The organism is Kiloniella sp., assembly GCF_048270245.1.
Taxonomy (GTDB): domain Bacteria; phylum Pseudomonadota; class Alphaproteobacteria; order Kiloniellales; family Kiloniellaceae; genus Kiloniella.
The window spans coordinates 110,504-124,091 of the sequence record NZ_JBLWTH010000003.1; the positions used below are offsets into that span (position 1 = coordinate 110,504).

At 44.4% G+C, this 13,588-nt stretch carries 10 protein-coding genes; 6 read left to right on the top strand and 4 right to left on the bottom strand.

Going from position 1 to position 13,588, the window contains the following annotated elements:
* Positions 1-43 precede the first annotated feature (43 nt).
* A complete protein-coding gene (gene bcp, locus ACN0W5_RS08320; RefSeq protein ID WP_417453688.1) occupies positions 44-511 on the top strand; it encodes a thioredoxin-dependent thiol peroxidase in 468 nt (155 codons plus the stop codon).
* Positions 512-588: 77 nt separating this feature from the next.
* Here bcp and ACN0W5_RS08325 read toward each other — a convergent pair whose 3' ends face one another.
* A complete protein-coding gene (locus ACN0W5_RS08325) occupies positions 589-1,320 on the bottom strand; it encodes a hypothetical protein (protein WP_417453689.1) in 732 nt (243 codons plus the stop codon).
* A 283-nt stretch (positions 1,321-1,603) separates the two neighbouring features.
* On the opposite strand from ACN0W5_RS08325, the gene ACN0W5_RS08330 reads away from it, so the two are divergent.
* Together ACN0W5_RS08330 and ACN0W5_RS08335 are read left to right on the top strand one after the other, a co-directional pair.
* The gene (locus ACN0W5_RS08330; protein ID WP_417453690.1) at positions 1,604-2,671 is read left to right on the top strand and encodes a hypothetical protein; all 1,068 of its coding nucleotides are present in this window, start codon (positions 1,604-1,606) and stop codon (positions 2,669-2,671) included.
* Between the two features lie 81 nt (positions 2,672-2,752).
* Positions 2,753-3,562, top strand: coding sequence for a ferritin-like domain-containing protein (locus tag ACN0W5_RS08335; protein WP_417453691.1), 810 nt, complete (start codon positions 2,753-2,755; stop codon positions 3,560-3,562).
* A 132-nt stretch (positions 3,563-3,694) separates the two neighbouring features.
* Here the strand turns inward: ACN0W5_RS08335 and ACN0W5_RS08340 are convergent, their stop codons facing one another.
* From ACN0W5_RS08340 to dctP, 3 genes are all read right to left on the bottom strand, one after another.
* Entirely contained in the window at positions 3,695-5,260 is a 1,566-nt protein-coding gene (locus ACN0W5_RS08340) for a TRAP transporter large permease (RefSeq protein WP_417453692.1), read from the bottom strand.
* On the bottom strand, positions 5,253-5,951 hold the full coding sequence (locus ACN0W5_RS08345; protein WP_417453693.1) for a TRAP transporter small permease subunit: 699 nt from the start codon (positions 5,949-5,951) through the stop codon (positions 5,253-5,255). The genes ACN0W5_RS08340 and ACN0W5_RS08345 overlap by 8 nt, the downstream gene beginning before the upstream one ends.
* 137 nt (positions 5,952-6,088) lie before the next feature.
* Positions 6,089-7,252, bottom strand: a complete 1,164-nt coding sequence (gene dctP, locus ACN0W5_RS08350) for a TRAP transporter substrate-binding protein DctP (protein ID WP_417453694.1) — start codon at positions 7,250-7,252, stop codon at positions 6,089-6,091.
* 512 nt (positions 7,253-7,764) lie between these two features.
* Between dctP and ACN0W5_RS08355 the strand changes: the two genes are divergently transcribed.
* From ACN0W5_RS08355 to ACN0W5_RS08365, 3 genes are all read left to right on the top strand, one after another.
* Positions 7,765-9,162 (top strand): MATE family efflux transporter, encoded by a 1,398-nt coding sequence (locus tag ACN0W5_RS08355; RefSeq protein ID WP_417453695.1) that lies wholly within the window; start codon positions 7,765-7,767, stop codon positions 9,160-9,162.
* A gap of 173 nt (positions 9,163-9,335) precedes the next feature.
* Positions 9,336-10,877 carry a PAS domain-containing sensor histidine kinase gene (locus tag ACN0W5_RS08360; RefSeq protein ID WP_417453696.1) on the top strand — a complete coding sequence of 514 codons (1,542 nt, stop codon included), beginning with the start codon at positions 9,336-9,338 and terminating at the stop codon, positions 10,875-10,877.
* Between the two features lie 185 nt (positions 10,878-11,062).
* Positions 11,063-13,570, top strand: a complete 2,508-nt coding sequence (locus ACN0W5_RS08365) for a cation:proton antiporter (protein ID WP_417453697.1) — start codon at positions 11,063-11,065, stop codon at positions 13,568-13,570.
* Positions 13,571-13,588: the final 18 nt, after the last annotated feature.

Consider the following 13,588-nt stretch of genomic DNA (forward strand, 5'->3'; position numbering starts at 1 on the left):
AGACGATAATCATCACACAACATAATTTAAAAGGATTATCACGATGACACTCGAAGTCGGCGATATTGCCCCGGACTTTACCGCCCCTATTCAGGCTAATGGTGAACGGACCCTCAGCTCACTTAAAGGACAGGCCGTTATTCTTTATTTTTATCCCAAGGATTCCACCCCCGGCTGTACCACTGAAGCCTGTGATTTTCGTGATGCACAGCCAGATTTTATGAAGCTGAACGCAAAAGTCATTGGCGTTTCAAAAGATAGCGTAAAGCGTCATGACAATTTCATTGCCAAGAATACGCTGAACTTTGATCTTGTTGCTGATCTGGACGGCAAGATTTGCGAAGCCTATGGCGTATGGGTTCTGAAAAAACTCTATGGTCGGGAATACATGGGTATCGAACGCGCAACTTTTCTGATTGATGCTCAAGGTGTCGTGCAAAAAATCTGGCGTAAGGTAAAGGTGAAAAACCACGTCGTGGAAGTCAAAGCAGCCTTGGAAGAGTTGGCTTAGCAGATCAAATATCATTCCCCCAATAAGATACGGGCGTCAATAAATCGCCAACATCTTATTGAGGGGAATTTATAGTATTATTTTAAAACGCTATCTGGAGAAAACCCACACCAAGCTGCCATCTTACGATAGGCCGCCGAAAACCCGCTCAGGGAACCAACGTACAAATCACCACCGGAATAATCATCCAGTAAGACCACTTTGTCTCCCTTGGCAAATCCGCGTAGAATATCTTGTTCCTGCCCATTTCCACTGACATTTGCATAGGGAATCCCCTCTTCATCTATGCCAACGTAAGCTGAGGATTCATAACTGCGGTTCGTGTCCCCACTGTTAATGACCCAAAGAACAATCTGATTTTCTTGAAGAAACGTTGGGTATCCCCGTGCCGTTGCTTCTTGGTATTCCACATAGGGCATTGCATTAGGGGGCAAAGCATCTCCGTCGGATATCGAGACTGTAATTGAGTCGTCTCCATCTCCCCCAGTGCGGATAGAACAAATGGTTCTCAGCTCCCCATCTTCGGTAACAAATGTCTCCGCGTTTGCCTGCCAGTCTTTGTATTGTTCATACAAAAACCCTTCCTTAGTCGGGCGTTCATCTTTGTATGCAATAGAAATTACCGCGGCGTTGCCACCAAAATCGATAACACCTCGTGAGTTCAAAGGCACCAAAACAGGCGTTGCATCCTCAACAGCTTCAAATAATTTATGGCTCACGATACCTTCGGCGAAGACTGGCATCGACAGATTTGGAACCCAAACAGCTGAACTCAATAAAATTGCAAATCTTCTCAAATATCTCTTCATAAAAACAATCTCCCGTTTGAGCCATCTAATAATTGCATGCACAGTGATATAAGTCTCTTACCATAGGGTTAAAGTCTGTCCTCGTTTCAGCAACCAAACTGTACCAAGTGGCCACATTCAATTCCGATGTTGTATTTTCGAGAGGTAATTTGTATTTCATTCAAATATGGCTAGATCAAATCAACGGAGGCCCACGTCATCCTTTTGACACAATATATGTGTTAGCTTTGCCCCGTCGGTAAGCTTGCGCGATTTTGCCTGATACGCTTTTGTAGCAAAGACAATGTTCAAAGACCTAAAACGAATTTACAAAACCTTCCAAGCTGGAAAAAAGTTTGATAACAAACATGATTCCGCGCCTATTGAAGTGCCTATATCTCCCTATTCTACACCCAAAAATTCTGCGCCTGAAAACAACCGCAAGGGCCAAGATAGCTTACCCCTCAAGGAACAAAATCCTTCAGGGCAAGAATTAGGTACTGCCCCCCTTGCAGCTAACCATTTTTCACAGGCCACAAAAGAACAAAAAGAAAAGCCAGCACCTTTTTTTAAACGTTTATATACCGCCCTTTATCTCGAAGCTCTTTTTCTCGTGCTTGTTCAGATGAACCCGGCAAATGCCGATGATGAACATCCAGTATCCTCTTTGAACGAAACTATCTTGAATGATGATCTGAATACACCAAATGAAACGCCCTTGTTGTCAACAAATGCAAACTGGTCACAGGCAGTCATCACAACCGGGTCGCAGTCATTAAAAATTAATGATTTTGTAGACGGGCAATACCACCTGAACGCAAACACTACCTCAGATACAGAAAGTATTGGGCTGGACCGATTACTAGAAAATGTAGCAACACATAGCAATTTTTCTTCACTTACCAATGCCAAGCTGGATAAATCCAACGCTATCAGTCTTGCTGAATTCAATAAGGGAAATGAATATAATATTATCGACGAAGACAACGATATTTATATAGAGCTCGATGACGACGCCCTGCTGTTCTTCACAGATGAGATTGCCGTTTTCGGCGGAGATGGCTATAGCTTCTTTGTTCTAGATAACGAAGCCTTGATCCTATTTGAAAATAATACGTCAAATAACAGTTGGGTAAGTCTTAAATCCGATCAAGAACATTTCATCCTCAAAAAGGAAGATGTCCTTAAAGATGATATTGAAGTCATCACCCTTGAAGAAGAACTATCCTTTGATGACAATGATCAAACAACAGAAATAATTACAGTGAATTATTTTAGCTATCAGGACACTATCATCGGGATGTCATTTGATTTACCCAGTGATTTTTACGAAAGACATGGTGATATTGATCTCGCCAGCCTTTTCGCCTAAACCCCCATAGTTGCACGCTTCTTCTCAGCCTTTTACGCAACAAATAAATTACGCTCAGAAATAAATTTAACAGGCAAATAAATGACAAAGATTCCCGCTACTCTGTCAGAAGCAGCCCGTCTTGCATTAACGACAGCCAATTCCATCGAAAAGGCAGAACTTAGTCGTCGTTTTGCCTTAGCTTGGCAACAAGGTAATATCAAAAGTATCGGTACCGCAGAGATCCCAAAAGAGCCCGCGCGAGAGAAAAACCCTGCCCTTGTCCCTCCGCAAGAGGTTCCCAGACGAAAAATAACCCGCGAAGTAGAAGGTCGTGTCGCCCTACTTCATGCCCTGACACATATAGAGCTTCATGCGATAAACTTGTGTTGGGATATCATTGTACGTTTCGCCTCGACGGAAATGCCCAAAGGCTTTTACGATGATTGGGTTTCCGTCGCGGACGATGAAGCACGGCATCATCTGTTGCTTTGTGAAAGACTTAATCAACTGGGGTCCAATTATGGGGCGTTACCTGCCCATGCCGGGTTATGGCAAGGTGCAGAAGTTACAGAACACAATCTCAAAGCCCGCTTGGCCGTTGTGCCCATGGTACTGGAAGCCCGTGGAATAGATGTCACACCCGGCATGATCGACAAGCTTAAGCTTGTCAAAGATTATGAAAGTGCGGACCGCCTACAGGTCATATATGACGATGAGATCACCCATGTTGCCAAGGGAAAACGCTGGTTTGAATACCTGTGTCAGCAAGACAATGAGGACCCGGTTGAAAGCTGGCAGAACATTATCCTGACACTCTTCAAAGGGCGGGTAAAATCGCCCTTTAATGTCGATGGACGTAATCAGGCTGATTTTCCAATCGATTTTTACGGCCCAATTGCGGATCTCTGAATTGGGCATAAGAATTCGTCTTATCTAATACGAGACAAATCCACGCCCTTAGCCCCTTTACAGTGAACCCTCTGTACTCTGAAGGCCCATGTACTGAGGGAAACGACCCTCAGTACATGAAAACCTGCAAAGCTATCCGTAAACCAATTCTGGCAACCACGTCACAATTGCCGGGAACAGGATACACAGCACCAGCCCCACAACCTGTAAAGCAAGGAAAGCCAGCGATGATCTAAAGATTGTCGCCATTGATATTTCTTTTGGCGCAACACCTTTTATATAAAACAAGGCATAACCAAACGGGGGACTTAAAAAGGACATCTGCATATTAATCAGATACAGAACCCCAAACCACAACGCAACCTTGTCTCCCTCTACAGCAGGAAACCCGAACAAACCATCAAAAGTCAAACTTTTGATGATGGGCACAAAAATAGGAACCGCGAGTAATAAAATACCAACCCAGTCCAAAAACATCCCCAAGATGACCAAAAGCACCATCATCACAAACAGAATGCCATAAGGGGATAAGCCCGATCCTAAAATCGCGTCGTTGATAAACGCCTGACCACCTTGGAGAATATAAAACCCGACAAAGATAGAAGCCCCAAAAATAATCCAGAGAACCATTGCCGAAGCTTTAACAGTTGTCACTGATGCTTCTCTCAAAGCAATCAAATCAAAGCGACCATGCATAATCGCAACGATGATAGCCCCAAAAGATCCAATCCCAGCTGCTTCGACGGGGGTTGCAATTCCAGCAAACAAAAGTCCCAGAACAACAACAATAAGTGATAACGGCGCGACCAGCTTTAACAACAGCCGCAGTTTTTCAGACAGGCTCAACCTTTCGTTCTCGGGTATTGCGCGCCCCAAGTCAGGGTTCAAATAAGATCGAAGCAAAACATAGCCGATATAAAGGCCGGACAATAACAAGCCAGGAGCCAAAGCACCAAGATAGAGTTCTCCGACAGATTGCTGAGCAACAACCGCGTAGAGAATAGCCAGAATAGATGGCGGGATTAGAATACCCAGCGTCCCACCGGCCATAATAGACCCCAAGGCAATTTCAGGATCATAATTCCTTTTAAGCATCGCAGGCAGGGCAATGATACCCATTGTAACAACCGCAGCACCAATGACCCCAACCATCGCGGCCAATATTGTCGACGCAAGAATGGTTGCAGCAGCCAACCCGCCATTAAGCCCGCCCATCCACTTATAGACAACATCGAACATCTCTTCGATCAAGCCGGCACGCTCTAACATCGAAGCCATGAAGATGAACAAGGGGATTGCGGCCAAATCAGAGTTCGTCATCATGGGGAAAATACGTGACGGGATAATGTTCAACATGATCTGATCGCCAACCAGATACACAAAAACAACCCCAAGTCCCCCGGTGACAAAGGCCAAAGGTAGCCCCATCATCAACAGAACAAACAGACTGCCAAACATAATGTAGGTTAGTGTGCTGATATCCGTATCGGCCAAAATTCCCGCAGAACGGAAAAGAAAATATTCATCTTCATAAGGATCAAAGAAGAGAACATTAACGAGCTCCACACCTAATACAAAGAACGCCACAAGGGTTGAAACCACCATAAAAACAGTGCCGTAGCGTCCGATTGAATTGTTAAGTGGCGAAGGTGCACCCATTTTATTTTGCTGTGAAGAAATACCGTTAACATCAGCCATTAAGCTGCCCTCCCTGCCCTAATGAGCGAAAGGTCATGATGTCTTTTGTCAGTTTAGCTATACCAGCAAATAAAATCAGTACCCCACCCAACAACATCATTGCTTTCACAGGCCAGTACTGGATTGCCCATGTTTCAACGGTTGTTTCATTCATTTGATAAGACTGTTCAAAGAACGTCGCTGACGTACCAACCAGTGCAAGGATAAACACAAAGAAAAAGACGGATGTGAAAATATCCATCCCGACACGCCCCCTCAATGGAAGTTTGATGTAAAGAACATCCACCCGGACATGCCCCTCTTCTTTCAACGTAAATGCGCCAGATATCAAATATTGCATCCCAAATAAAAGAAAGCTGGCTTCATGCACCCAGATCGTCGGCATGTTAAAAAGATAACGCATAATAACTTCGTAAAAATACGCAATAACCGCGTTCACAGTCCAAAAAGCACAAAGATATCCCGAGGCAACGCTGATTTTATCTATGGTACGGGTAAAAGCATTTTCTTTATACTGAATGACCTCCGCCTCGTCCTGAGGAAGACTAACTCCATCTGTGTCTTGTCGTGGTTTTCCTTTGTGCTTTTCCTGTACATTTGCCCAATAAATCAAGACCAGCGGCATTACAGCCAACCACGTCCAGTAAAGCCAATGCGGCAACACGAAACCAAAATCTGGTCCGTCCGTCATGGGTACCTCCCAAATACTTCAGATAAAATGACGAGCTGATAATCAAGCCTGTGCGAACAAACAGAATAGTTGGCCCCTTCAGAACCAACTATTCTGTCGTCTGCATTGTCAGCAAGGATGACAAACTTAAATTAAGATTACAGGCTCTGCCCTTTAATATCAGAGGCAGAGATATACCCCATAATACCGTTCATCATATAGTCGAGCTGGATCTTGAACACAGCAGATGCATCAGCATCCTTTTTCGCCCACTTATACCAAATCGGGATCGCTGCTTGACGGAATTTGTCCAGATCGGCCTGTCCCATACGAGACACAGAACTGCCACTGTCTGTGAATTTCTTCAGAGCCTCTACATTACGTTTTTGGATAGAAACATAATGATCAAGGGAGTAGGTTTTAACCTGATCTTCGACAAACTGTTGCATGGCAGGAGAAAGCTTGTCCCAAGCCCGTTTATTAACAGTCAAATCCATCAAATCAACAGGTTGATAAACAGACATTAATCCCGGAGGGCCAAACAGGATATGTTTTGTAACCTGCCCAAAACCTAGATCCCAGTTGACCGCAGGCCCGACATAATCAGCCGCATCAATTGTACCTTTTTCCAGCGCTGGGAAAATATCAGACCCCGGTAGGCTTACAGTACTGGCCCCAAAAGATTGGAACACTTCTGAAACCATGCCACCGGGAACCCTTAGCTTCAGCCCCTTGAAATCTTCGACACTACTGACAGGCACTTTAGAATGAATAATATTTGCATCATGTTGAATAGGCCCGACATAGACCAAACCAAACTTGGCATAGATCTCTCTTGCCTTTTCCAACATCCCCAATCCATAGAACATCGTGTCCCACTGTGCTGGCTGATCAGGGCCAACTGGATAAGATGATAAGAAAACAGAGGCCGGAATTTTCCCTGCCCAATAGAGCGTAAAGGGGTTCATTCCCTGTAGAACTCCGTTTCGAACGGAATCAAACAAGGCATTATTATCAGCAGCAACAGATTTAGCGGCAAAAGGTTGAATAGATAATTCGCCACCAGAACGTTCTTCAAAACTTTTACACCACTCTTCAAACAAGGTGTAACCAGTCGTCCCCGCATCCCAAGTCGATTGTACTTTCCACTTGTGTCCTGCCGCCGCATTCGCATCACTGATAAATGGCGCTGATAGTGTAGCCCCACCCGCAACAGCCGCCGTCGTGCCCGCAAACTTTAAAAAGGAGCGCCGAGTTGAAGTGTTTTGGGTATCAGATGTTTTTCCCTTTGGTGACAGGTCTTTATTGATCTTATTGTTCACTTGTTAGTCCTCCCATTGATTCAGTTCAATTTTATTAGTTGCTTTTATAAATAATGTACTGAGCTTCATTTTTTAAATAAAGACTAGTATACCCACTTATAAATAGCTAGAAGGGAGCGATATTGTTAAAACAACAATGTCCAATAAAAATATCCAAAATTTTGCAATTTACTATCAATCAAATCAATAGAATATACCTTTAATAAAAATAAGTTTTTTTCTAAGACTAACCATTTAAATTACAAATGAATTCCTAATATAACTTGAAACTTAGAAATTGATTATTTAACACTTAAAATCAAATAATATGTGCCAAACATTCTCAAATAATGTTAATCAATACACATACTCAATTTTATGTACGCATTTTGATCTTCTGAAATCGTCCCATGAAAGCAATTTTGATCAAAACATACCTGCCAAATTGGGTATAATTCGCAACGCGGACCTCTATTTTCTATCTGCAAAGCTTCACCGATTATAAATAATTCCATTTCTCAAAGGATTTCCTTGTGAGCAACGCGTCTCAACCCCAGCAAAATTTCTTTCTCTCTGGTTCTTTGCCTCTTTTATTCGTTAAAACAGCAACGCCAATTATTCTGGTTATGCTGGTTAACGGCTTATTTACAGTGGTTGATGCTTATTTTCTCGGTGAATTTGTGGGGGCCGACGCCCTGACAGCAGTCACCATGATGTTCCCCGTTTTCATGCTCATTGTTGCATTATCAACATGGGTATCAGGTGGTTTCTCCTCTGTCCTTGCCCGTCTACTGGGGGCCAGAGAATTTGGCAAAGCCAGCACAGCTTTTACCAGCGCTTATATGCTTTCTGGGGTTGTCTGTCTTATTCTCATCGCCATTTTCAGCTTTGGCGGCGACCAGATGATCCAGTGGGTCACCAAGGGATCAGACACATTAAGCGCGATGGGATATACCTATATATCCATTCTTATTTATGGATCCCCACTCATCTTTATCCTAACCATCAGTGTCGATGCTTTCAGGTGCGAAGGCAAACTCGGCTTCATGACCTTTATCTCGGTTCTCTCGACCTTGTTAAATGTGCTGTTTAACTACCTGCTTATTGTCCAAATGGATCTGGGGGTCGCTGGCTCTGCTTATGGCACCTTGCTCGCGCAAACGCTTTCATTGATCGCGGTTATTCTTTATCGCTACAACACATCATCAGCTATTTCCCTTATATTCTCACCCGTTGAAAGAATTACATCCTTTTGGCGCGACTTCCTTGCCTTGGGTGCCCCGCAAAGTCTTTCCTATCTGGGGATTTCCTTGTCATCCGGCGCGGTATTTTATTCGCTTCAAAAGTGGGGTGGCAGCAATTACGAAGCCACCGTGACAGCCTATGGCATCACAACACGTATCCTCACCTTCAGCTTCCTGCCATTACTTGGGTTGAACCTTGGCTTTCAAACCATTGCCGGGAACAACCAGGGCGCGCAATTATTTCCGCGCGTTAATAACAGTCTAAAAATTGCCATCTTTACTTCTTTCACCTATTGCCTGTCATTACAATTGATCTTCCATTTTATGGCGGGGCCTTTGGGATCAATATTTGTCGATGCCCCAAAAATCATTGCCGAAACGGCACGTATACTACCGCTAATCACCCTGTTTTACTTCTTGTTCGGCCCTAGCCTGATTTTATCGGGTTTTTTCCAAGCTATTGGCGACGCGAAAAGATCTGCCCTTATCAGTCTGACAAGAACCTATCTTTTCTCTATTCCACTGACCTTTGTACTTCCCTTATATTTTGGCGAAGTGGGGATCTGGTATGTTGGACCCGTAACTGAAATTCTCATGACAATCCTGACCCTGATTATACTTTCTCATAATGCAACACGAACTGGATACAAGTTGGGGTTATTCAGAACAGATCCCGCACCTTCATAAGTTGAAATTTTCGTATAAAATTTAAATAATACCAGCCAAGGGGAGCCCAATTATTTGCGTTCCCCTTGTAACTTCTGTTACGTTTTATTTTCCTATTCAGGTACAAGCTCTTCCTCCTTCATTTAATCAAGAAAAGAGCTTTAAAAAAGTTTGTTGTTGTAAGAGGACGAGAATTGCCAAACCCGGAATCCTTATTCACGGACTTCAAGCTTGATTCAGCAGAGCTCCTGGAAGCTATCTTTACGGCTTCGGGTACTTATTTCGTCATCACCGATCCCCAAACTGGCCTAATCCACGCCATTAGTGATGCTTGGCTTAAAACCCTGAAGTACAAAAGGGAAGAGATCGTGGGACGAACATCTCAAGAGCTCAATATCTGGTTAGGTCCAGAAAAACGGGCCGAGATGATCCGACGCATAAAAACCGACAAAACTGTCAACCGTTTTCATGCTTGTTTAAGGGGCAAAGACGGATCATTACATGATTTTTCAGTCTCAATTCAATCCGTTGTTCTTAAGAAAAAAAACTACCTCTTATTTTGCGGGTATGACATTACCGAAGAAATAAAAGTTAAAAATTCGGCGGTATCTTCACGAAAAATGCTGGTTGATGCGCTGGAAGCAATGAGCGAAGGTTTTGTGCTCTACGATCCGAATGGGTTGTTGGTTATATGTAACAGTAAATTCAAAGAGTTTTATCACTACAGTGATGACGAAACAAAACAGGGTGTTGTTGGATACGAGCTTGGTAAGCTCGATATAGAAAGAGGCACCGTTATAGTTGCCGAAGAAAATAAAGCCGACTATCTCAACCGACGTGCTGACCTTGCCAAAGGCCCGCCACAATCAACCTTCGTCAAGCTTAGGGATGGTCGATATCTTCTTCTAAGTGATCGTGTCACGGAAGATGGTTACATCGTCAGCATACAAAAAGACATTACCGACATTAAAGAAGCTGAGTTCGCCATGATGCGAGCAAGGGACGAAGCCCACATTGCCAACAATACCAAGTCTGAATTCCTGGCCCACATGAGCCACGAGTTACGAACACCATTGAATTCCATCCTTGGCTTTACACAGGTCATGCGAGATGAATTACTTGGTGATCTCGGCCATCCCAGATACCGGGAATACATCAACGATGTTCACCATTCCGGCGAACACCTTCTTAACTTGATCAACGACGTTCTGGATATATCCAAAGTTGAATCAGGGAAGTTTGAGCTGAATGAAGATGTGCTGGACCTGAAGGATACCATTTCCGCGTGTATGCAAATCATACGTGGGCGACAGGATGCTGCAACACTGAACATCAAGATAACGGTTCCCGATGAAAAAATTTATTTTCGGGGCGATGAGCGCATCATGCGCCAAATCCTGCTCAACCTACTTACCAATGCCGTAAAATTCACCCCGAGTGACGGTAAAGTTCTTCTCGACCTTAAAAAGAACAGTGATCACAGCATCAAACTGATCATCAGTGATACCGGATGTGGCATTGAAGAGAACGATATTCCGGTCGTGCTCGCGCCCTTTGGGCAAGCCCGCATTAATGCTCGTACAGCACACGAGGGAACCGGGCTTGGCCTATCTCTCAGCAAAATGCTAACCGAACTTCATGATGGAACTCTGGGACTGACAAGCAAAATTAATAAAGGCACACAAGTTACATTAAGTTTTCCAGCTGAAAGGTATGTTGATCCTGCATCAATATAAGTTCTGGCTAAGTTTTGGCCAAGGTTATGAAAGATCCCTTCGTTTCCCCCAGCCATAACTATGACGATCGAATAAAAAACATACTTCTTTACTCATTATTTACAGAAAAAACTGGGGCAAAGTGTAAAGCGATATATATAATCATCTTAGAAAATACAAATACCTAACGTCACGGATAACAGCGCTTGCCAGTTTCAGATATTGTCCTAACCATTTCTGCCCTTCTTATCGTCATCGCCTGTACTCAGCCGTTGGCCAGAAGAACAGGTCTGCCCTTTACCGTGGTACTAGGCTTTATCGGTGTCATTATTGCCTCTGGTGCAAGCTGGCTTCTCCACACCCGCCTGACGGATCAGTTTAACGAAGTCGCTGCACTGGTCGTCAACATACCCGTCTCATCAGCAACGTTTCTCGATGTTCTATTGCCGATCCTGCTCTTTCAAGGGGCTATCACCATTGATGTCAGACGGCTGGCAAAAGACACTGTCCCCGTTATATTCCTTGCCGTTTTGGGTGTTTTTGTCGCGATTGCCTTAATCGGCGGGGCTGTATCCCTAGTATCTAGCGCGCCCCTTGTGGTCTGCCTTTTGTTCGGGGCCATTGTTGCCACCACTGATCCCAGCGCGGTTATCAGCCTTTTCCGGGATCTTGGTGCCCCTGAACGTCTGACCCGATTGGTCGAAGGCGAAAGCCTTTTGAACGATGCCACGGCCATTGCCGCTTTTGGCGCGTTTCTTACTCTTATTATTTCAGGTGGCGGCTATGAATCCGGTCTTCTCGTCCAACAACTTGGGTTTGCGTTTCTTGGCGGGATAATCACGGGTACAATCTGTGGCCGCATAGCGATCTCTCTGATTTCTTGGCTTAGCTCTTTTCGTTCTGCCCAGCTAACAATTACCGTCGCCTTACCTTTTGTAATCTATATTCTGGCCAAGAACTATATCGAGATATCCGGTGTTGTCGCTGTGGTCACCAGCGGCCTTGTCCTCAGCGCCATGGCACGTCCCCGGTTTGAACCGGAAACCTTCAAGTTCTTTCAAGAAACCTTAGAACAACTGGCATGGTGGGCAACCGGTCTGGTCTTTATTCTTGCCGCCCTTGTTGTGCCGGATCTGCTATCGGATTTTGCCTTTGCCGACCTATTGATTATTCTCACAGCAGTTATCGCTGCGCTGGTTGCAAGGGCCTTGATCTTGTTTGGATTTTTCCCGTTTTTAACAGCGTTAAAAATCACGCAGCCCGTTGATAACCCCACAAAAACGGTCATTGTCTGGGGGGGCCTACGCGGTGCTGTTACACTTGCCCTTGCCTTGTCCGTCACAGAAAACCCATTGATAGATCGTGAAACACAGCGCTTCATTGCGATACAGGCCACTGGTTTTGCTCTGTTTACCCTATTGATACAGGGGACAACATTAACGGCCTTGATGAAATGGCTAAAACTTGACCAGCTTGCCCCGATCGAACGGGCCTTTCGGGTTCAAGTCTTAACTCAATCCCTGTCAACGGTACAATCCAGCCTAAATAGTTTTGCCAGCCGTTTTCAACTCGACCCAAAATTGACCCGGCAAACAGCCGAACAATATATCAACCGCCTGTCACGCATCGCAGATGACAAATCATATGAACACGAAATTAACGACAACGATCGACTGATCATTGGCCTGGTGGCCTTAACCAATCAAGAAAAGTCGCTTTTATTTGATCAACGAATAAGCGGCATTCTCCGCCATGATCTTGTCGATAGATATTTACTTGTCATCGAAGACATGATCGATGCATCACGGGAAAGCGGCCGCGAAGGATATATTTCAGCAGCAAAAAAACCTTACCGACACAGCACACGGTTCAAGTTGTTAAGCTGGGCACATACTCATCTGGACTTTAATCGCCCAATCGCATCGCATATTGGTAAACACTTTCATTTTTTACTGATCAACCGCATTCTTGTATTAGAACTGAAAAGCTTCCTTGATCGAAGACTTCAAAGCCTGTTGGGAACACAGACTGTTACGCTGTTACAGGAAATCCTTGATCAACGACTGGGCAGCATTGAACGACACTTGGCGGCATTACGTCTGCAATACCCTAAATTTGCCCGAACCCTTGATCGACGAATATTGGAACGCATCGCCTACAGGGATGAATTGGAACAAATAAAAAACCTTCGCGAAGCCGGAATAATAAGTATTGATTTGGCACGAAGCCTGACAAGCGAAGCAAATTTCTTTCATGCCACAAGGCGATCGCAAACCCATGTTGATATCAAGGCAAAAACTGTTGAGCTTTTAACATCTTTTCCAGTATTCAAAGATCTGGACATTTCTGAATTAACCCAGGTAACGAAAGAACTACAAACCCGCGTTCTCGCTGATGGAGCCTACGTCTTCAAAAAAGGAGACCGCGCCGATGGCCTCTATTTCATCGAAAGCGGCGCAGTAGAGATTAGCGTAGGAGAAGACATTCACCGTCTTGGCCATGGCGATTTCTTTGGCGAAATGGCTCTTCTCAACGAAACCAGCAGAAGTGCATCGGTTAAATCCATTAGCTATTCCCATCTGCTATTACTGGAAAAAGATACGTTTCACGAATTAGCCCGAACTCATCCAGATTGGCGCAGCTCTCTTAGCGAGGTTGCCACAAAACGAAACAGCATGAATAGAGAAACAAAAACCGATTTGAAAACCGATTGATTTTTCTAATCGGCCCCT